18 protein-coding genes are annotated in these 19,944 nt (G+C 70.3%); 2 read left to right on the top strand and 16 right to left on the bottom strand.

Annotation, left to right across the window (positions count from 1 at the left end):
* The first annotated feature begins 224 nt into the window (after nt 1-224).
* The gene (locus ACH35V_RS39175; RefSeq protein WP_395979948.1) at nt 225-1,100 is read left to right on the top strand and encodes an oxygenase MpaB family protein; all 876 of its coding nucleotides are present in this window, start codon (nt 225-227) and stop codon (nt 1,098-1,100) included.
* Here the strand turns inward: ACH35V_RS39175 and ACH35V_RS39170 are convergent.
* The 6 genes from ACH35V_RS39170 to ACH35V_RS39145 all read right to left on the bottom strand — a co-directional run bounded on the left by ACH35V_RS39170 (nt 1,097) and on the right by ACH35V_RS39145 (nt 7,649).
* A complete protein-coding gene (locus ACH35V_RS39170) occupies nt 1,097-3,877 on the bottom strand; it encodes a DEAD/DEAH box helicase (RefSeq protein WP_395979947.1) in 2,781 nt (926 codons plus the stop codon). The genes ACH35V_RS39175 and ACH35V_RS39170 overlap by 4 nt on opposite strands.
* Nucleotides 3,878-3,967: 90 nt before the next feature.
* A complete protein-coding gene (gene tatC / locus ACH35V_RS39165; protein WP_395979946.1) occupies nt 3,968-4,846 on the bottom strand; it encodes a twin-arginine translocase subunit TatC in 879 nt (292 codons plus the stop codon).
* A gap of 55 nt (nt 4,847-4,901) precedes the next feature.
* A complete protein-coding gene (gene tatA / locus ACH35V_RS39160) occupies nt 4,902-5,267 on the bottom strand; it encodes a Sec-independent protein translocase subunit TatA (RefSeq protein WP_395979945.1) in 366 nt (121 codons plus the stop codon).
* 12 nt (nt 5,268-5,279) lie between these two features.
* Nucleotides 5,280-5,501 carry a hypothetical protein gene (locus ACH35V_RS39155; protein ID WP_131971409.1) on the bottom strand — a complete coding sequence of 74 codons (222 nt, stop codon included), beginning with the start codon at nt 5,499-5,501 and terminating at the stop codon, nt 5,280-5,282.
* 112 nt (nt 5,502-5,613) lie between these two features.
* A complete protein-coding gene (locus tag ACH35V_RS39150; protein WP_395979944.1) occupies nt 5,614-6,606 on the bottom strand; it encodes a helix-turn-helix transcriptional regulator in 993 nt (330 codons plus the stop codon).
* Nucleotides 6,603-7,649, bottom strand: coding sequence for a helix-turn-helix transcriptional regulator (locus tag ACH35V_RS39145; protein WP_395979943.1), 1,047 nt, complete (start codon nt 7,647-7,649; stop codon nt 6,603-6,605). Before ACH35V_RS39145 ends, ACH35V_RS39150 begins: the two co-directional genes overlap by 4 nt.
* Nucleotides 7,650-7,744: 95 nt before the next feature.
* Between ACH35V_RS39145 and ACH35V_RS39140 the strand changes: the two genes are divergently transcribed.
* The gene (locus ACH35V_RS39140) at nt 7,745-8,827 is read left to right on the top strand and encodes a DUF3866 family protein (protein ID WP_395979942.1); all 1,083 of its coding nucleotides are present in this window, start codon (nt 7,745-7,747) and stop codon (nt 8,825-8,827) included.
* Here ACH35V_RS39140 and ACH35V_RS39135 read toward each other — a convergent pair.
* From ACH35V_RS39135 to arc, 10 genes are all read right to left on the bottom strand, one after another.
* Nucleotides 8,820-9,392, bottom strand: coding sequence for a DUF3291 domain-containing protein (locus ACH35V_RS39135; protein WP_395979941.1), 573 nt, complete (start codon nt 9,390-9,392; stop codon nt 8,820-8,822). The two genes, ACH35V_RS39140 and ACH35V_RS39135, sit on opposite strands and share 8 nt — an antisense overlap.
* Nucleotides 9,393-9,424: 32 nt before the next feature.
* Nucleotides 9,425-10,081, bottom strand: coding sequence for a helix-turn-helix transcriptional regulator (locus ACH35V_RS39130; RefSeq protein ID WP_395979940.1), 657 nt, complete (start codon nt 10,079-10,081; stop codon nt 9,425-9,427).
* Between the two features lie 78 nt (nt 10,082-10,159).
* Nucleotides 10,160-11,092, bottom strand: coding sequence for an FKBP-type peptidyl-prolyl cis-trans isomerase (locus ACH35V_RS39125; protein ID WP_395979939.1), 933 nt, complete (start codon nt 11,090-11,092; stop codon nt 10,160-10,162).
* 99 nt (nt 11,093-11,191) lie between these two features.
* Nucleotides 11,192-12,550, bottom strand: a complete 1,359-nt coding sequence (gene pafA / locus ACH35V_RS39120) for a Pup--protein ligase (RefSeq protein ID WP_131971666.1) — start codon at nt 12,548-12,550, stop codon at nt 11,192-11,194.
* A gap of 185 nt (nt 12,551-12,735) precedes the next feature.
* A complete protein-coding gene (gene prcA / locus ACH35V_RS39115; RefSeq protein WP_395980032.1) occupies nt 12,736-13,599 on the bottom strand; it encodes a proteasome subunit alpha in 864 nt (287 codons plus the stop codon).
* 21 nt (nt 13,600-13,620) lie between these two features.
* A complete protein-coding gene (gene prcB / locus ACH35V_RS39110; protein WP_395979938.1) occupies nt 13,621-14,466 on the bottom strand; it encodes a proteasome subunit beta in 846 nt (281 codons plus the stop codon).
* 180 nt (nt 14,467-14,646) lie between these two features.
* A complete protein-coding gene (locus tag ACH35V_RS39105) occupies nt 14,647-15,792 on the bottom strand; it encodes an endonuclease VII domain-containing protein (RefSeq protein WP_395979937.1) in 1,146 nt (381 codons plus the stop codon).
* A 111-nt stretch (nt 15,793-15,903) separates the two neighbouring features.
* Entirely contained in the window at nt 15,904-16,113 is a 210-nt protein-coding gene (locus ACH35V_RS39100) for a ubiquitin-like protein Pup (protein WP_089325987.1), read from the bottom strand.
* 281 nt (nt 16,114-16,394) lie between these two features.
* Entirely contained in the window at nt 16,395-17,912 is a 1,518-nt protein-coding gene (dop, locus tag ACH35V_RS39095; protein ID WP_395979936.1) for a depupylase/deamidase Dop, read from the bottom strand.
* Nucleotides 17,913-18,075: 163 nt separating this feature from the next.
* Nucleotides 18,076-19,839 (bottom strand): proteasome ATPase, encoded by a 1,764-nt coding sequence (arc, locus tag ACH35V_RS39090; protein WP_395979935.1) that lies wholly within the window; start codon nt 19,837-19,839, stop codon nt 18,076-18,078.
* Nucleotides 19,840-19,944: the final 105 nt, after the last annotated feature.

Genomic DNA, 19,944 nt, shown 5'->3' with positions numbered 1-19,944 from the left:
GCGCGCCGTCGCCGGCGCGGTGCGCGCCGTCCTCGGCGCCCCCGGGCGCATCGTGCTCCCCACGGCCCTCAATGGTGATCGGGCGCCCCGATTGTGGCACTGAATCGCAGGTTACGGGGCCATTTCCCGGCATTTCAGCAGCCTTCGGCGTCCCGCACCCTTATTGACCACCTGTCAATAGTGGGCGAGGATGGCCGCGCAGGTTCCGACCGCCGGGAGGCACCGTGCCCGCCGCACCGCGGATCCCCTCGTCCGAGCAGCTCGTCGAACGGCTCGCCGACCGGGACGTGCTGCGCCGGCTCTCCGCCGAGCCGCTCGTCGGCCTCGGCGCCGGGCGGGCGCTGCTGATGCAGCTCGCGCACCCGGACGTGGCCCGCGGCGTCGCCGAGCACAGCGACTTCGCCGGCCGTCCGCTGGCCCGCCTGTTCGGCACGCTCGACTTCCTGCTGATCGTGACGTTCGGGACGCCGGAGCAGGTCGGGCGGATCGCGGCGAAGGTCCGCGGCGTCCACGGGACGGTCCGCGGCGACGGCTACTCCGCCGACGACCCGGACCTGCAGCTGTGGGTCAACGCGACGCTCATCGACTCGGCGCTGCACATCCACGAGAGCGTCATGCTCCGCGGCGGCCGGGACGGCCCCGACGACCGCGGCCTGGCGGAGGAGTACTATCGGCAGGCCCGCGCGGTCGCCGAGGTCCTCGGCTGCCCGCTGGAGTCGCAGCCCGCCGACCTGGCCGCGTTCCGCGCCTACATGGCGGACATGCTCGCGTCGCTGGAGGTGACGGACACGGCCCGCGAGGTCGCCGGCGCCGTCCTGTGGCCGCGCAGGCTGCGCGCCCTGTTCCCCGCCCTGGCCGTGTTCCGGCTGCTCACCGCGGCGCTGCTGCCCGGCACGCTCCGCGACCAGTACGGCCTGCCCTGGACGGACAACCGCCGCCGCACCGCGACGCTGATGCTGCGGACGGCGGGCGGCGTCCACCGCGTGACGCCGGGGTTCCTGCGGCGCCCGCCGCAGGCGTTCCTCGTCCGGCTGGCGGCCTACCGCGTCGACCGGACCCTGTCGGCGCGCCGCGCCCGCCGCCGGGCCCCCGCTCCCTAGGCGACGGACGAGTACGCGACGACGCCGCGCCGCATCGAGTCCATCGCGCGCCGGGCCGTCTTGCGGATGTGGCTGTTCGGCGGGGCGGCGTCCGCGACCTGCCCGAGCAGGTCGAGGAGCTGCTTGACGGCGCGGACGAAGTCGCCGGCGGTGAGGTCGCTTTCGAGGAGGACCTCGTCGAGGTCGTCGCCCTTGGCCCACCGGTACGCCGTCCACGCGAACCCGAGGTCGGGCTCGCGGAGGAACGAGACGCGGTTGTCGCGTTCGACGGCGTCCAGCTCGCCCCAGAGCCGCACCATCGCGGCGAGGGCGTCCTGCGCGGGCCCGGCGGGGGTGCGGGGCGGCGCGGCGTCGTCGGGCTGCCGCGACTCGTAGACCAGCGCGGACACGCACGCGGCGAGCTCGGCCTGGCCGAGCTTGTCCCACAGGCCCTCGCGGAGGCTCTCGGCGGTGAGCAGGTCGAGCTCGTTGTAGATCTGGCCGAGGCGGCGCCCCTCGGCGGTGACGGAGCCGCCCTCCAGGTAGCCGAGCTGCTCCAGGACGGCGCAGACCCGGTCGAACGTCCGGGCGATGACCTGGGAGCGGCCCTCGACGCGGCGGCGGAGCTGCTCGGTCTCGCGGTCGAGGCGGTGGTACCGCTCGGCCCAGCGGGCGTGCTCCTCCCGCTTGTCGCAGCCGTGCACGGGGTGGCGGCGCAGGTCGGCGCGCAGCCCGGTGATCTCGGCGTCGTCGGCGGCCGCGGTGTCGCCGCGGACGCGCTTTCGCCCGCGGACGTCGTCGGGGACCTTCGCGCGCAGGGTGGACGCCAGGTCGCGGCGGTCCTGCGGGTTGCGGGGGCTGAACGACTTCGGGATCCGGATCCGCTCGACGGGCTCCACGGCGCGCGGGAAGTCCTGGATCGACAGGCGCTGCACGGACCGGTTGATCGTCAGGACGAGCGGCGCTGGCCCGTCCGAGCGGCGTCCGACGCCCGGGTCCAGGACGACCGCCAGCCCCGACCGCCGCCCCGACGGGACGAGGATGACGTCGCCGGGCCGCAGGTGCTCCAGCGACTTCGCCGCCTCGGCGCGGCGGGTCCCGGCTCGCTCCCGCGACAGCTCCGCCTCCCGGTCCGACAGGCGGCGCCGCATCGCCGCGTACTCCATGAAGTCGCCGAGATGGCATTCGGCGGCCTTGGCGTACCCGTCGAGGGCCTCCTCGTTCTTGTGCACCTGCCGCGCGAGGCCGACGACGGCCCGGTCGGCCTGGAACTGCGCGAACGACTCCTCCAGCAGCGTCCGGGCGCGCTCGTTCCCGACGGCGCCGACGAGGTTGACGGCCATGTTGTACGAGGGCCGGAAGCTGGAGTTCAGCGGGTAGGTGCGGGTGCCGGCGAGCCCGGCGACGGACGCGGGCTCCACGTTCGGCCCCCACACCACGACGGCGTGGCCCTCAACGTCGATGCCGCGGCGCCCGGCCCGCCCGGTGAGCTGCGTGTACTCGCCGGGGGTCAGGTCGACGTGGGCCTCGCCGTTCCACTTGTCGAGCTTCTCGATCACGACGGTGCGGGCGGGCATGTTGATGCCGAGCGCGAGCGTCTCCGTCGCGAACACCGCCTTGATCATCCCGCGGGTGAACAGCTCCTCGACGATCTCCTTGAACGTGGGGAGCATCCCGGCGTGGTGGGAGGCGACGCCGCGCTCCAGCGCGGCGAGGAAGTCGCCGTAGCCGAGGACCCGCAGGTCCTCGGGCGAGATGTCGGCGGTGCGCAGCTCGGCGTGCGCGCGGATCTCCTCCGCCTCCTCCTTGGACGTCAGCCGGATCCCGGCGTGCAGGCACTGCAGGACGGCGGCGTCGCACCCGGCGCGGCTGAAGATGAACGTGATAGCCGGGAGCAGCCCGGCGCGGTCCAGCCGCTCGATCACGTCCGGGCGGGGCGGCGGCCGGAACCGCTGCGGGCGGGGCGCGCGGCGCCGCCCGGTGCGGCGGCCCTGGTTGACCTTGGCGCGCCGGACCTCGTCGACCGCCATGCGGGTGAGCTGCGGGTTCAGCCGCGCCTGCCGGTCCTTGCCCTTGCCGGTGTCGACGAACAGGTCGTACAGGCGGGCGCCGACCAGCATGTGCTGGAACAGCGGGACGGGACGGTGCTCGTCCACGATCACCGCGGTGTCGCCCCGCACCTCGTGGAGCCATTCGCCGAACTCCTCGGCGTTGCTGACGGTCGCCGACAGCGCCACGATCCGCACCGAGTCCGGAACGTGGATGATCACCTCTTCCCAGACGGCGCCGCGGAACCGGTCGGCGAGGTAGTGCACCTCGTCCATGACGACGAACGCCAGGCCCGCGAGGGTCTGCGACCCCGCGTACAGCATGTTCCGCAGCACCTCGGTCGTCATCACGACGACGGGCGCCTCGCCGTTGACGCTGTTGTCGCCGGTGAGCAGCCCGACCTTGTCCGGCCCGTAGCGGCGGACGAGGTCGGCGTACTTCTGGTTCGACAGCGCCTTGATCGGCGTGGTGTAGAAGCATTTCCCTCCGCCGGTGAGGGCGAGGTGCACGGCGAACTCCCCCACCACCGTCTTCCCGGACCCGGTGGGCGCGGCGACGAGGACGCCGCTGCCGTCCTCCAGCGCCTGGCACGCCTCGATCTGGAACGGGTCCAGCTCGAAGTCGTACAGGGTGCGGAAGTCCAGCAGGGCCGGGCCGTTCCCTGCGGTGCGCCTGCGGTAGGCGGCGTACCGCTGGGCCGGGGTCTCACCGGCCGACCCGGTGCCGGCGTCGGTGTCGGGGGAGGTCATACCTTGGAGCCTACGGTTTCGACCGGCCCGATTCCCAATCCGGAGGCGATCCCCGCGAGCCCCGTCCCGATCGGGAGGCCCGGCGGGGGGTCAGCGGGCGCGGTCGCCCTTCTCCAACTCGCCCTTCTCCAACTCGGCGTCGATGGCGTCCAGGTCGAGCGGGGACGCCTCGTCGTCGGCGAGGTCCTCGTACGGGTCGGGGGCGCGGGACAGGCGCCGGTCGTGGAAGTAGGCGATCACCTCGGCGACCTCGAACAGCACGATGGTGGGGAGCGCGAGCGCCAGCATGGTGAACGGGTCCTGGCTGGGGGTGGCGACGGCGGCGAACACGAACACCCCGAACACCAGGAGCCGCCGCGACTTGCGGATCCGCTCGTGGGTGAGGACGCCGATGAGGTTCAGCATCACGACGAACAGCGGCAGCTCGAACGTCAGCCCGAAGATGAACAGCATCGCCTGCGCGTAGCCCAGGTAGTCCTGGACGCCGACGAGGACGGTCGTGTCGCCCGGCGCGAGCCCGATGAAGATGCTCAGGCCCTTGTCCATGGTGAGGTACGCCAGCGCCGCGCCGAGCCCGAACAGCGGCACCGCCGCAGCCATGAACGTGTACGTCCAGCGGCGTTCCTTGTTGTACAGGCCGGGCGCGACGAACGCCCAGATCTGGTACAGCCAGATCGGCGACGACAGCACCGCCCCGACGATCAGCGCGACCTTCAGATGGATGAAGAACCCGTCGAAGATCCCGTGCACGACCAGGTCGCACTTGCCTTCCAGGCAGTGCTCGGACGGGATCCGCGTGTAGGGCTGCTTCAGGAAGTCCCAGATCGGGGGAAAGAAGATCCATCCGACGACGGCGCCGGCCACGAGGCCGAGGATCGCCTTGATCAACCGGTTGCGCAGCTCACGGAGATGCTCCATGAGGGGCATGCGGCCGTCGGGGGCGGCGGCGTCGCGCCTGGTCAGCTTCATCGTCGGCATTCAGGCTCGGGGGCGGGAAGGGTCGGGTCGCGGGTCCGGGCCGCGGTCAGCCGCTCTTGCGGACCTGGCCGGGGTCCGAAACCGGGACGCCCTGGATCGGCTCACCGGAGCCCAGCGCCCCGCGGGGACGCTGCGCGCCGCCGTCGGACGCGTCCCGGGCCGGCTTCGCGGCGCTGTCCGGCTCGGCGGCCTGCTCGGCCTGCGCCTGCTCGGATTTGGCGGGCTTGCCGTCGTCATCGTCGTCGTGCAGGCCCTTGGTCTCCGCCTTCAAGATCCGCGCCGACTTGCCCAGCGACCGCGCGAGCGTCGGAAGCTTCGTCGACCCGAACAGCAGCAATACCACAGCCAGGATGATCAGAATCTCGGTCGTGCCAAGTCCAGCCATGACAATCCTCTTCAGCAGGGTCCTCACGGACGCGGGTCCTCAGGACGATCGTACGCCCCCCTCGGACGGTTGTGACGCACGCGCTTCCTCCAGCCGCGAGAGTTCACCGCGCAGCGCCGACTGTTTCGGGGCCAGCCGCCGCCTGGTGCGCTCCAGTTCACGGCCGAACCGCCGCACGCCGAGCCACACCCGGAACGCGCAGTAGGCCAGCACGGCCAGGCCGACGAAGCCCAGCGACACCGATACCGCTACCCACGCCACGCCCGCAACGGTAGCCGACAATCCCCCGCCGCCATAGCGCCCCAGCCCCAGGCCCCTGCCACGAGGGTTCAGACCCGGTCGGGACGGGGCTCGGGCCCCGGCGTTCGGGAGCTCAGGCCAGGCCGTAGCGGGCGAGGGCGCGGACGGCGTCGTCGCGGATCCCGGCCGCCAGCCCTTCGGGCGCCACGACCCGGCCCTGGTCGCCGAGCCGCAGCGCCAGGCCCCGCACCCACCGCGTGTCCGGGGTCCGCAGCACCACCCGCAGCCGCCCCTCCCCCAGCTCCTCCACCGATTCGCACGGGTAGTAGTCGGCGACCCACCGCCCGCGCGGCGTCAGCTCCAGCGTCACCGCCTCGTCCTGCGGCGACGGGCGGAACAGGCCCGCGTCCACGTCGATCGGCTCCGCGTCGTCCGGAACCTGCGCGGGCACGTCCAGCACGGCCAGGTCGGCGATCCGGTCCAGCTTGAACAGCCGCACCGCCTCCGCCCGGCGGCACCACCCCTCCAGGTAGGTGTTGCCCTCCACCACCAGCAGCCGCATCGGGTCGACGTCCCGCTCGGTGTTCTCGTCCCGCGCCGGCACGTAGTACGTCAGATGCACACGGCGGTTACGGGCGATCGCGTCGCGCAACAGCGCGAGGCCCGTCCGCTCAGGGTCGGACGACCCGCTGTAGGCGTCCACCTCCACCGACACCTGGCTGGACACCGCCGCCGCCGCGCCCGCCGCGCTCTCCAGCTTCGCGATCACGCGGCTGAGCGCGTCGCGGTCGTCCAGCCCGGGGATCCCGGCCAGCATCCGCAGCGCCACCAGCAGCGCCGCCGCCTCGTCCACCTTCAGCCGCAGCGGCCGCGCGATCGACTCCGCCTCCGCCACCGTGATCTCCCCGCCCTCGTAGGACAGGTCGATCGGGCAGTACGGGTCGGGGGCGCGCAGCTCCACGCACCACAGCAGGTTCAGGTCGTCGATCAGCTGCTTCTCGGTCACCCCGAACGCGGCGGCGGCCTCGCCGAGCGCCACCGAGTCGCGGTTCACCACGTACGGGACGAGCGCCAGCAGCCGCCCCAGCCTGTCGGTCGACGTCGTCGCCGCGGCCTTCGCCGTCATCGGCCGTTCACCGTCCCGTCAATCTCGTCGATCTCCCCGATCTCCGCCGGTCCCGGCGGGTGGCCGCCGGCCGCCAGCACCGACTTCAGGTGCTGGATCACCGCCTCCCGCAGGTCCGGCGGGTCGAGCACCACCACGTCGTCGGCGAACCGCACCAGGTACGGCGCGAACCGGTCCGCGTCGCGGAACGTCAGGACGGCCTCGTCCCACTCCCCGTCCCCCGCCGCGCCGTCCCGCGCCGGGCGGACGTCGCGCGCCCACCGCCGCGGGCCCTGCGCCGCGCCGCGCCGCAGCAGCACCGTCGCCGGGCGCGGCTCGCTCACCGGGTCGCCCCAGTCGAACGCGATGCGCCGCACGTCCACCCCGTCCGGGACGGTCACCGACCCGGCCGGCCCCTCGGTCTTCACGTCGCCGACGATGCGGCTCAGCCGGAACACGCGCTGCTCGTCGCGGTCGCGGTCGAACCCGACCACGTACCAGCGGCCCCGCCGCGACACCACGCCCCACGGCTCCAGATGCCGCCGCGCCATCGACGTCCGCCCGATGCCCTGGTAGTCGAACGCGACCGGGCGGCCGTCCCGCACCGCCTCCCACAGCGCCGGGAACGCCGGGTCGTGGGTGTTGACCCGCGGCTCGATCCCCACCGCCGTCGTCACGTCCGTCTCGACCCCGGCCGCGCGGAGCTTCAGCAGCGCGCCCGACGCCGCCTCCGCCATGCTCGCCCGCTGCCACACCCGCGCCGCCAGGCCCAGCACCGCCGCCTCGTCCGGCGTCAGATGGATGTCCGGCAGTTCGTAGGCCTGCGGCGGGATCCGGTACCCGATCTCCTCGCCGCCGCCGCCCTGCTGGTCGCTGCCGACCTCCAGCGGGACGCCGAGCTCGCGCAGCTCCTCCTTGTCCCGCTCGAACATCCGCTTGAACGCCTCGTCGGAGTCCGGGTAGCCGGGCACCGCGCGGCGGATCTGCTCGGCCGTGAGATAACGCCGCGTGGCGAGCAGGCAGACCACCAGGTTGAGCAGACGCTCGGTCTTGCGCCGCGACACTTCGCCACCACCTCTTCGCTCCGTCGGGCCCGGACCGCCCCGGGCGCGCCCGATCGTTCCCGCGCCCACCGCTCAGGACGCTACCGTTTCCCGGTGTGATCCGATGGCGCAAAGGCACAGTCGAGGGCATCCGGCGCGAATGGCCCGGGGCGGTCGAGCTGACCGTCTCGCTCGGGGACGGCGGCACCTGCCGCGCCCTGGCCTACCCCGCCCTGGTCGGACGGCCCGAAACGGGAGATACCGTCCTGCTCAACACTACGGCCTTGGCGATGGGCCTCGGCACCGGCGGCTACGCCATGGTCGTCGCGGTCCCCGACCGGCTCCCGCCCGACCCGTCCGGACCCGGCCACCTCGTCAAGGCCCGCTACACGCCGCTGCAGGCCACCGTCCTCGGCGCCGACGAGCAGGACTCTCCCCACCACGCCGTCCTCCGCGACGCCGACTCCATCGGCGGCATGCCCGTCGTCGTCGCCGACCTGCACTCCGCGCTGCCCCCGATCCTCGCCGCGCTGCTGGCCGAGCGGCCGTCCGCGCGCGTGGTGTACGTCATGCCGGACGGCGGGGCGCTGCCGTCGTGGTTCTCCATGTCCATCGCCCGCTTGAAGGACGCGGGCGCGCTCGCCGCCACCGTCACCGCGGGGCAGGCGTTCGGCGGCGATCTGGAGACCGTCACCGTCCACACCGGGCTGCTCGCGGCCCGGCTCGTCCTGGACGCCGACGTCGCCGTCCTCGCCCAGGGCCCCGGGAACCTCGGGACGGGCACCAGGTGGGGTTTCTCCGGGGTCACGGCGGGTGAGGCCGTCAACGCCGCGTCCGTCCTCGGCGGGCGGCCCGTCGGGTCGCTGCGCGTCTCCGAGGGCGACAAGCGGGAACGCCACGTCGGCGTCTCCCACCACTCCCTCACCGCCTACGGGCGCGTCGCCCTGGCCGCCGCCGACATCCCCGTCCCCGAGCTCGGCGGCGAGTTCGGCGCCCGCGTCGCCGCCGGCGCCGCCCCGCTCGGCGACCAGCACCGGCTCGTGCCCGTCGCCGTCGACGGCCTGGAGGACGTCCTGCGGGCCGCCGAGAAGGACTGGGGCGTCCGGCTGTCCACCATGGGCCGCCGCCTGGACGAGGACCTCGCCTACTTCCTCACCGCGGCGGCCGCCGGACGCCACACCGCCGCCCTCCTCACCTGACGGCCGGGCTGGACTCCGCCTCCGCGGCTCCTGCTTCCGCAGCGCTGGCTTCCGCAGCGCTGGCTTCCGCGGCGCTGGCTTCCGCGGCCTCTTCGGCGGTGTAGGACGAGTTGAAGGTGAACGCGCGGGGCGTCGGGCCGTGCGCGCGGATCAGGGCGAGGCGCTCCATGGCCTCCTCCACCGTCGGGACGTGGCCCGCCGGGATCCACCACAGGACGAGATGCGCCTCCACGTGCCGCCGGAACCACTCGCGGCGCCGCCGCATCGTCTCCAGGTGGGCGCTGCGGTAGACGAAGTCCCACAGCGGCTCCGGCGACTCCCACACCGAGAAGTTGATGATCACGTCCTCGCCGGCGGGGCGCATGCCGGTCGCGTCCGGCTCCCCCTCCTCGACCAGCCGCCACACGAAACCGGGCGCGGCGTCGGCGAGCGCGTTGACGGGCTCCAGCAGCGCGAGGAAGCCGGCCATGCCCGGGTCGTCGAGCGGGACCAGGAGCGTGGCGACGTTGAACTGGGCCAGGTGGAACCGGGAGGGGGCGTGATCGGAGGGGGCGTGATCGTCCATGCGCTCAGTCCAGCACGCCGCCCACTTCTATGTCAATCTTCATTGTTTTTAGACTTTTCCGCCGCGACGCAGCACCAGCCAGGCAGCGGATCCATCCGCACCCGCACCTCCGACCCCTCCACCAGCCCCTCCAGCAGCGCCAGATTCAGCCCGCACACCAGCGGCGGGAACTGCTCCGCCACCGCGCGGAACGGGCAGTTGCGCATCCGCACCACGCCCCCGTCCTCATCCCGGACGGGCCCGTACCCCCGCGCCGCCAACACCCCCTCGACCCCGTCCAGGTCGCCGCACGACCCGGACGGGCCGCGCAGCGACCTGCCCTTGCGGCGCGCCGCGTCCTGCACCTCCATGTCGAGACCGGCCATCTCCGCCGCCTCCGCCAGCAGGCCCGCCGCCGTCCGGTAGTCCCGCGCCGGCGCAGACACCGCCCGCTCCGCCGCCGACGCCCGGTACACCTTCGCCGGACGCCCCGCGCCCGGCCCCGAACGGCCCGTCAGCCGCCTGCTGCCCGCCTCCAGCAGGCCCGCCCCCACCAGCTTGTCCAGATGGAACGCCGCGAGCGTCCGCGCCACCCCGGCCGCCTCCGCCGCCTCGTTCCGCCCCACGTCACGGCCCTGCGCCGCGACGAACTCGTACAGCCGCCGCCGCACCGGATCCTGCAGCAGCGCGATCGCGTCGATGTCCTCCACTCCGCCATTCTATGAACAACGAGGATTCAAGATAGAACCGGGCCGATCTCGCGGCGGTCGGTGCGCCCTGGCGCGCCGTCAGTGGACGCCGAGGAGGTCGACGACGAACACCAGCGTGTCGTCCCCCCTGATCCCGAACTGCGCCAGCCCCTTCGGCCCGTACCCCAGCGACGGCGGCACCACCAGCAGCACCCGGCTCCCCACCCGCTGACCGACCAGACCCTGCTCCCACCCCTTGATCACCTGACCGGTGCCGATCATCAGCCCGTACGGGTGACCCGCCGACCAGGACGAATTGAACTCCTTGCCGTCCCGCCAGAAGAACCCCCCGTACTGCAACGCCAGAAGCCGCCCCGCGCGCACCGCCGGACCGTCCCCCCGCACCAGCGTCCGCACCTGAAGCCGCTTCGGCGGCGCAGCACGCGGCACCGTCACCGACGGCGCCCGCCCCGCCGCCTCTTTCACCCTCGGCAGCTTCGGATCGGCCAGCGGAGCCTGCTTCACCCCGCGCGGGCCCGCCGAACTCGAATACACGGCACGGACGTCCAGCACGTACACCAGCGTGTCGTCCGAACCCACCCGATGCTTCGGATCGCCCTTCGCGCCGAAACCGTCCCCCGGCGGAATCCGCGCCACCACCCGCGCCCCCGGACGCGCCCCCACCAGCGCCTTCGTCAACCCCGGCACCAGCTGCCCCGTCGGGAAAGCCCCCGGCTGCCCCTTCGCGTAACTGTCCGCCAGCAGCTTCCGCCCGCCCTCATTCCACCGGTAGCCCACATAATCCGCCACCACCAGATCACCCTTGCGCGCCGCCGACCCCTTCCCCTTCGTCAGCGTCTTCACCGCAAGGGAATCCGCGGGCGCGCCCTTCGGGAACTCCACATCGGGCAGCCTCCCGAAATCGCCGCGCACCGTCACGTCCACGTCGTCGCCGCCCGAACACGCCGCCGACGACGCCAACGGCACCGCGAGCGCCACGACCACCGACACCAGCCGAACACGACGACGCATACAAAGATCCTTCGAGGGACGCCCACGCTACTGCGCGCTCACCCTACCGCCCTGGTGACCGGCCAGTAGCCCCCAGTGGGCAACTCCCCCGGAAACCCGTCACATACCGGCGATCAGTTTGTCCACCCGCTCGTCCACCGACCGGAACGGGTCCTTGCACAACACCGTCCGCTGCGCCTGATCGTTCAACTTCAGATGCACCCAGTCGACCGTGAAATCGCGCCGCTTCTCCTGCGCCTTCCGGATGAACTCCCCGCGCAGCCGCGCCCGCGTCGTCTGCGGCGGCACCGACTTCGCCTCGAAGATGTCCAGATCACGCGACACCCGATCGACCGACCCCCGCTTCTCCAGCAGGTAGTACAGCCCCCGGTCACGATGCACATCGTGGTAGGTCAGATCCAGCTGCGCCACACGCGGCGACGACAACGGCAGATCGTACTTCCGCCGGTACCGCTCGATCAGCTTGTACTTCGTCACCCAGTCGATCTCACGCGACACCAGATCGAGGTCGCCCGTCTCCACCGCCCGCAGCGTCCGCTCCCACAACTCCAGCACCCGCTTCGACGTCGCGTCCCCGCCGCGCGAGTCCACGAAATCCCGCGCCTTCCCGAAATACTCCTTCTGGATCTCCAGCGAACTCGCCTCGCGGCCGTTCGCCAGCCGCACCTTCCGCCGGCCCGTCATGTCATGGCTGACCTCGCGGATCGCCCGGATCGGGTTCTCCAGCGTCAGATCCCGCATCACCACCCCGGCCTCGATCATCCGCAGCACGAGATCCGTCGCGCCGACCTTCAGCAGCATCGTCGTCTCGCTCATGTTCGAGTCACCGACGATCACATGCAGCCGCCGGAACCGCTCCGCGTCCGCGTGCGGCTCGTCCCGCGTGTTGATGATCGGACGCGACCGCGTCGTCGCCGACGACACGCCCTCCCAGATGTGCTCCGCACGCTGCGACACGCAGTACACCGCACCGCGCGGCGTCTGCAGCACCTTCCCCGCACCGCAGATGATCTGCCGCGTCACCAGATACGGGATCAGCACGTCCGCCAGCCGCCCGAACTCCCCATGCCGCCCGACCAGATAGTTCTCATGACAGCCGTACGAGTTGCCCGCCGAGTCGGTGTTGTTCTTGAACAGGTAGATGTCCCCGGCGATCCCCTCCTCCCGCAGACGCCGCTCCGCGTCCACGAGCAGCCCCTCCAGGATCCGCTCACCGGCCTTGTCATGCGTCACCAGATCCACGACGCTGTCGCACTCCGGCGTCGCATACTCCGGGTGACTGCCGACGTCCAGATACAGCCGCGCCCCGTTACGCAGGAACACGTTGCTGCTGCGACCCCACGACACCACCCTCCGGAACAGATAGCGCGCCACCTCGTCCGGTGACAACCGCCGCTGCCCCCGGAAGGTGCAAGTGACGCCGTACTCGTTCTCAAGCCCGAAGATGCGCCTGTCCACACCCTGACCCTATGCGGCACAGACCCGACTTGGCAGTCTCTCCAACCGACCGTTTCCACCGAACACCACAACCACCGCACACGCGACAAGCCCGCCGCCGCACGGGCGGCGACCACCACCCCGCGACGACGGGCCCATCCCCAGGCCGGACGCTCCCCCACACGGCGGAACGCCCGGCCCCGCGGTCAGTCCTCGTCCTTCTCGGCGTCCTTCGAGCCTTCGGCATCCTTCGAGCCCGGGGCGTCCTTCGGGCCCTCGGCGCTCTTCGGGGCCTCGGGGAGGTCGGGCAGATCGAGGAGGTCATCGTCGTCCGCGCCCGCTCCGGCGCCCCCGGCGTCCCCCGCCTCCCCCGCGCCCGGCGCGGCCTCGTCCGCCGACAACAGGTCACCGATCCGCGCCGCCGTCAACCGCTTGAACAGCCGATGCTCACGATTGCGGTCCAGCACCGCGACCTCCAGCGACGTCGCCTCCAGACGCCGCTCCGAATCCTGCGCCTCCAGCGCCCGCACCGCCGTCCGCAACGCCGCCGCCAGCGACGAACCCTCCCGGTACCCGTCCTTCAGCGACTGCGCCACCGCCTCCGCCTGGCCGCCCATCGCCACATAACCGTGCTCGTCCGCCACCGAACCGTCGAACGTCAACCGGTAGATCTGATCCGTCTCCGCGGCATCACCCACCTCCGCGACCACGATCTCCACCTCGTACGGCTTGTTCGTCTCCGTGAAGATCGTCCCCAGCGACTGCGCGTACACGTTCGCCAGACCCCGCGCCGTCACATCCCGGCGGTCGTACTGATACCCGTTGATGTCGGCGTACCGGACACCGCCCAGCCGCAGATTCTCGAACTCGTTGTACTTCCCCACCGCCGCGAACGCGATCCGGTCATAGATCTCACTGATCTTGTGCAGCGCCCGCGACGGATTGTCCGCCACGAACAGGATGCCGTCGTCGTACTGCAGGACGACGACACTGCGGCCACGCGCGATCCCCTTACGCGCATAGTCCGCCTTGTCCTTCATCTGCTGTTCGGGCGACACATAGAACGGCATGGACACCGGTCAGGATCCCTTCTAACGCAGCGGGGCGGTCGGCCCGCCCGGCGACTCGTAACGACCATCGACGACGGCCCGCGCCAACGCGCCCACCTCGTCCTCGCCCAGCCGGCGATACCCCTCCGACGTCACAGACGCCACCACGGGGAAGATCCGGCGCGTCAGATCGGGACCGCCCGTCGCCGAATCGTCATCGGCCGCGTCGTACAACGCCTGCACGCACACCAGCCCGGCGTCCTCCGCCGACAGGTCCGCACGGTACAGCTTCTTCAACGCGCCCCGCGCGAACACCGAACCCGACCCGACCGAGTAGAACTCCCGCTCCTCGTACCGTCCGCCCGCCGGGTCGTACGAGAAGATCCGGCCCTCGTCCTGTTCCTCGTCATACCCCGCGAACAGCGGCACCACGGCCAGCCCCTGCATCGCCATGCCCAGGTTCTGCCGCACCATCGTCGCCAGCCGGTTCGCCTTGCCCTCCACCGAAAGCGTCCGGCCCTCACGCTTCTCGTAATGCTCCAGCTCCACCTGGAACAGCCGCACCATCTCGATCCCGATGCCCGCCGTCCCCGCGATGGCGATCGCCGAGAACTCGTCCGCCCGGAACACCTTCTCGATGTCCCGCTGCGCGATCATGTTCCCCGCCGTCGCCCGCCGGTCCCCCGCGACCACCACCCCGCCGGGGAACCCCACGGCGACGATCGTCGTCCCGTGCGGGATGTCATCCCCCACCCGCGACGCAGGCGGCGTCCGCCTCCCGGGCAGCAACTCCGGAGAGTACCCGCCCAGGAACTCCGTGAACGACGACGTGTCCGGGCTCGCGAACAACCCCGGCAGACGCCCGGTGTGCGAATCGTGGGACGCCACGCGACTCCCTTCCCTCCACCATGGCACCGGCTCCCTGCCCAACCCCACCGGCGCAGACGACTACGACCCTACTGTTCAAGGTCGCCCGCGCGCATGCCGCATGATCCCCGTCCCAGTCCGCCCACGGCGAACCCGTGCCCCACCGGCCGCCCGGCACGCCGATTCGGCGGCGTCGACGGCTCAGACAGGGCTCATCGCCCCTTCCGGGCCCAGGCCGTCCCATGTCGGCATGTCGAGCTCCTCGTCGAACGGCAAGGTCTGCTTGCGGTACTCCCCGTCCTGCTCCCAGAACACCTTCCAGCCGCCCCTGGGAACCGACGCCGGGTCAACGTCCGGAACGGTCAGCGACAGGCGCGTCCTGCCATCCTCGCCCGTCACGGTCCGCACGAGACGACCCGTCACGTAATCCGCCGCGCGACGAAGCGCGATCGGATCGTCCCTCAACTGCCCCATGCCCGTGTTACACGCCGAACACGGCATCCCGCGCACCGCGCCGCTCACATGGTCGTGATCGACATGCTCGGCCGGGAAGTCGAAGCACACCGCACATTGGCCCATCTGCACCTTCAGGAGCCACTCGGCGTCCCTGTCGTTAATCCCGTATTTCTGGCGCAGGTGGTAGTGACGGGAAGACTGCTGGCTGCTCCCCCTCGAACGCCAGAACGGGTCCCAGCGAACGCGGTCCGGGCCTCCGAAGACCGGAGCGCCGATCTCGATGCGCATCCGCCGTGCGTGGGAGCCCCGCAGCTCCAGGTAGTCCGCAGCGAGGCGCATCCGCTCCGGGTCATCGTCGAACTGCCCGAGCCCTCCGTTGCACTTGAAGCACAGGATGCGGCGGACGAGCCCGGTCAGGTGGTCGTGGTCGACGTGCTTCGCGTCCGCGCGGAGGCAGATGACACAGACGCTGCCCTGCTCGGCGATCATCTCCTCGACCTGCTGCTCAGTCACGCCGTAGCGGAGCTTGAGGAGATAGTTGCGCGCGCTCCCGTGGTTGCGTCGCCTTTCCGCGGTCATGACCACGTTGTGACAGGGACGGCAGTAGTTGGCGAGCCCAGAGCTGTTAGCGCGATTTCGCCCGAACTGGTCGACCGACTTAGTCTCTTCGCACTGTGGGCAATACTTCATCCCCTCGGGGACATCTGAGTATCGCCGATAAGCTCGGGTCTCTTTGCCTAGCTCTCCCTGCTTCTTCCGATATGACCGACTGTTGCGCAGTCCGAAGCAGGCCTTGCAGTAGTAGGCGAGGCCATCCTTGGAGGCCTTCAACTTCCAGAACTCCGTTGCGGGCTTGATCTCACCGCAGTCGAGGCATTTTTTCGAACGCATGGGCGAGACTTTATCGGCCTCGCCCATGTGCTTGCAGCCCGTATTTCGTTATGTGAATGATGCCCGGTTATGTAGTCCGATCAGTGGTGAGATAAATCGGACATACCAGGATCACTCGCCGCCTTTTTGTATATAGGCCCTTACGAAGTCTTCTGCGTTCTCTTCTAGTACTTCGTCTATTTCGTCCAGAATTGAGTCCACGTCGTCGGTGAGCTTCTCCTGGCGCTCTTGCACGTCCTCGGTGGTCGTGGCCTCGGTCTCCTCGACCTCTTCGGTGCGTCGAGTGGTCTGCTTCTGACCGCCGGTGTCCTTCGTGGCCATTCCGTACCTCCCGCTCTGCCGGTGCCCTCGACCCTATCTCCGATCTTCGACGGCGAGCGGATCTTGAACGTCCGTTTCGCCGCCTCGGCCCGGGGACCGGGGGCATGCTCGGGTTATCGCCCGCCGCGCCGCCACTGAAACGGGCATACCGGTCACGATACCGAGACGTCACCTGTTTGTGCAGGTCAAAGGCCATTGGAACGCTCGATAGCGGCACTATCCAAAAGAGCGTTCAGGCACCGGACGACAGCCGTGTGGCGTCCGCCTCCGGGGGCGTGAGGTCAGCTCTGGCCGGTCAGGGTGGCGACGAGGTCGGCGGCGGTCCGGCAGCGGTCCAGGAGGGCGCCCACGTGCTGCTTGGTGCCGCGCAGGGGCTCCAGGGTGGGGACGCGCTGCAGGGACTCGCGGCCCGGGACGTCGAAGATGACGGAGTCCCAGGAGGCGGCCGCGACGGAGTCGGCGTACTGGCGCAGGCAGCGGCCGCGGAAGTAGGCGCGGGTGTCCTCGGGCGGGTCCTCGACGGCGGCCTCGACCTCGGGTTCGGTGACGAGGCGGTCGATGCGGCCGCGGTCGACGAGGCGGTTGTAGAGGCCCTTGTCGGGCCTGATGTCGGTGTACTGGAGGTCGACGAGCTGCAGGCGCGGGTGGGACCAGTCGAGGCCGTCGCGGCTGCGGTAGCCCTCCAGGAGGGCGAGTTTGGCGACCCAGTCGAGTTCGCGGGAGAGCTGCATGGGGTCGTCGCCGAGGCGGTGGAGGACGGATTCCCAGCGGTCCAGGACGTCCTTGGTCATCTCGTCGACGTCGGCGCCGAAGCGGTCCTCGACGTACTTGCGGGACTGTTCGAGGTACTCCATCTGGAGTTGGACGGCGGTCATCTTGCGTCCGTCGCGGAGGGTGAGCTGGTGTTTGCAGGACGGGTCGTGCGACACGGCGCGGAGTGCGGCGACGGGCATGTCGACGGAGAGGTCGACGGTGAGGAAGCCGTCTTCGATCATGGCGAGTACGAGGGAGGTGGTGCCGAGCTTGAGGTAGGTGGACAGCTCGGCCATGTTGGCGTCGCCGATGATGACGTGGAGGCGGCGGTATTTCTCGGGGTCGGCGTGGGGTTCGTCGCGGGTGTTGATGATGGGGCGTTTGAGGGTGGTCTCGAGGCCGACCTCGACTTCGAAGAAGTCGGCGCGCTGGCTGATCTGGAAGCCGTCGCCGCGGCCGTCGACGCCGATGCCGACGCGGCCGGCGCCGGTGACGACCTGGCGGGAGACGAAGAAGGGGGTGAGGTGGCGGACGATGTCGGCGAAGGGGGTCTCGCGGCGCATGAGGTAGTTCTCATGGCAGCCGTAGGAGGCGCCCTTGTTGTCGGTGTTGTTCTTGTAGAGCTGGATGGGGTGGGTGCCGGGGACCATGGCGGCGCGTTTGGCGGCGTCGGCCATGACGCGTTCTCCGGCTTTGTCCCAGATGACGGCGTCGCGGGGGTTGGTGCATTCGGGGGCGGAGTATTCGGGGTGGGCGTGGTCGACGTAGAGGCGGGCGCCGTTGGTGAGGATGACGTTGGCGAGGCCGAGGTCTTCGTCGGTGAGCTGGGTGGGGTCGGCGACCTCGCGGGCGAGGTCGAAGCCGCGTGCGTCGCGGAGGGGGTTCTCCTCTTCGAAGTCCCATCGGGCTCTGCGGGCCCGTGCGGCGGACGCCGCGAGGTAGGCGTTGACGACCTGGGACGAGGTCACCATCGCGTTGGCCCCTGGCTGGCCGGGTACGGAGATGCCGTACTCGGTCTCGATGCCCATCACCCGCCGAACACTCATATCGTCGAGCCTATCGGGGCCGGCGGGGTGGAGCCACGGGGCCGGGGATTCGCGGGGGGTGTGGCGGGGCATGCGTGCGCGGCGGCCTCGCGTTGTGAGGCCGCCGCGCGTGTCGCGGTGCGGTTCGCGGCCGGGTCCGGTCCGGGTCCGCGGTTGGTCGGTCTTACAGGTATTGGCCGGTGTTGGCGACGGTGTCGATGGACCGGCCGGCTTCGGCGCCCTTGGTTCCGGAGACGAGGGTGCGGATGTAGACGATGCGCTCGCCCTTCTTGCCGGAGATGCGGGCCCAGTCGTCGGGGTTGGTGGTGTTGGGGAGGTCTTCGTTCTCGCTGAATTCGTCGACGCAGGCGGCGAGGAGGTGGGTGACGCGCAGACCTTTCTGGCCGGTGTCGAGGAATTGCTTGATGGCCATTTTCTTGGCGCGGTCGACGATGTTCTGGATCATGGCACCGGAGTTGAAGTCCTTGAAGTAGAGGACTTCCTTGTCGCCGTTGGCGTAGGTGACTTCGAGGAAGCGGTTCTCCTCGGTCTCGGTGTACATGCGTTCGACGGTGCGCTGGATCATGGCTTCGACGGTGGCCTCGTTGGAGCCGCCGTGTTCCTTGACGTCGTCGGGGTGGAGCGGGAGGCCGCCGAGGATGTACTTGGAGAAGATGTCCTTGGCGGCTTCGGCGTCGGGCCGTTCGATCTTGATTTTGACGTCGAGCCGGCCGGGGCGCAGGATCGCGGGGTCGATCATGTCCTCGCGGTTGGAGGCGCCGATGACGATGACGTTCTCGAGGCCTTCGACGCCGTCGATCTCGCTGAGGAGCTGCGGGACGATGGTGTTCTCGACGTCGGAGGACACTCCGGATCCGCGGGTGCGGAAGATGGAGTCCATCTCGTCGAAGAAGACGATGACGGGGGTTCCGGCGGAGGCCTTTTCGCGGGCGCGCTGGAAGACGAGGCGGATGTGCCGTTCGGTTTCGCCGACGTATTTGTTGAGGAGTTCGGGGCCCTTGATGTTGAGGAAGAAGCTCTTGCCTTCCTGGCCGGTCTTTTCGGCGACCTGTTTGGCGAGGGAGTTGGCGACGGCCTTGGCGATGAGGGTCTTGCCGCATCCGGGCGGGCCGTAGAGCAGGACGCCCTTGGGGGGCCTGAGCTGGTGCTCGCGGAAGAGGTCGGCGTGCAGGTAGGGGAGCTCGATGGCGTCGCGGATCATTTCGATCTGGGAGCCGAGTCCGCCGATCTCGTTGTAGGAGATGTCGGGGACCTCTTCGAGGACGAGCTCCTCGACCTCCGCCTTGTGGATCTTCTCGTAGGCGTATCCGGAGCGGGGTTCGAGCATGAGGGAGTCGCCGGCGCGGAGGGGGACTCCGCGGAGTGGTTCGGCGAGTTTGACCACGCGTTCTTCGTCGGCGTGGGCGATGACGAGGGCGCGTTCGCCGTCGTCGAAGAGTTCCTTGAGCATGACGACTTCGCCCTGCTCTTCGAACTTGAGCGCTTCGACGACGTTGAGGGCCTCGTTCAGCATGACCTCTTGGCCGCGCTGGAGTTCGTCGACGTCGACGGCGGGGCTGACGTTGACGCGCAGCTTGCGTCCGCCGGTGAAGATGTCGATCGTTCCATCGTCGCGGGCTTCGAGGAAGACGCCGAATCCGGATGGTGGTTGTGCGAGCCTGTCGACCTCCTCCTTGAGCGCCACGATCTGCTCGCGAGCCTCTTTGAGGGTCGCTACGAGACGCTCGTTCTGACCGGTTACGGCGGCCAGGTTGGCCTGTGCCTCATGGAGGCGTTCTTCCAGAACACGTACTTGGCGCGGGGACTCCGCGAGCTTGCGGCGCAGCACGGAGATCTCCTCCTCCAGGAAGGAGATCTGCGTTTGGAGGTCTCTGACCTCCTTTTCGTGCTGCGCCCTTCGCGCCCCTGCATCGTCACGAGCGGCCACGCCCCGTCACCTCCTCACGAAGAGAGCCGACGACCTACTGAGACCCTACCTATCTGGAGGGCTTCCGTAACCTGCCCATTCGGTGTTCGTGTCGTGGGGGGGTCT

Source organism: Actinomadura sp. 1N219, from assembly GCF_044326405.1.
In the GTDB taxonomy this organism is placed as follows: Bacteria; Actinomycetota; Actinomycetes; order Streptosporangiales; family Streptosporangiaceae; genus Spirillospora.
The sequence above is the reverse complement of the archived record's forward strand: the minus strand, read 5'-3'. Positions and strand labels throughout refer to the sequence as shown.

Excerpts from the sequence above, each read along its gene's own strand:
- ACH35V_RS39170 (WP_395979947.1), bottom strand. The coding sequence starts at position 3,877 with ATGACCTCCCCCGACACCGACGCCGGCACCGGGTCGGCCGGTGAGACC.
- tatC (WP_395979946.1), bottom strand. The coding sequence starts at position 4,846 with ATGAAGCTGACCAGGCGCGACGCCGCCGCCCCCGACGGCCGCATGCCC.
- ACH35V_RS39150 (WP_395979944.1), bottom strand. The coding sequence starts at position 6,606 with ATGACGGCGAAGGCCGCGGCGACGACGTCGACCGACAGGCTGGGGCGG.
- ACH35V_RS39135 (WP_395979941.1), bottom strand. The coding sequence starts at position 9,392 with ATGGACGATCACGCCCCCTCCGATCACGCCCCCTCCCGGTTCCACCTG.
- ACH35V_RS39125 (WP_395979939.1), bottom strand. The coding sequence starts at position 11,092 with ATGCGTCGTCGTGTTCGGCTGGTGTCGGTGGTCGTGGCGCTCGCGGTG.
- prcA (WP_395980032.1), bottom strand. The coding sequence starts at position 13,599 with ATGCCGTTCTATGTGTCGCCCGAACAGCAGATGAAGGACAAGGCGGAC.
- ACH35V_RS39105 (WP_395979937.1), bottom strand. The coding sequence starts at position 15,792 with ATGCGTTCGAAAAAATGCCTCGACTGCGGTGAGATCAAGCCCGCAACG.
- ACH35V_RS39100 (WP_089325987.1), bottom strand. The coding sequence starts at position 16,113 with ATGGCCACGAAGGACACCGGCGGTCAGAAGCAGACCACTCGACGCACC.
- dop (WP_395979936.1), bottom strand. The coding sequence starts at position 17,912 with ATGAGTGTTCGGCGGGTGATGGGCATCGAGACCGAGTACGGCATCTCC.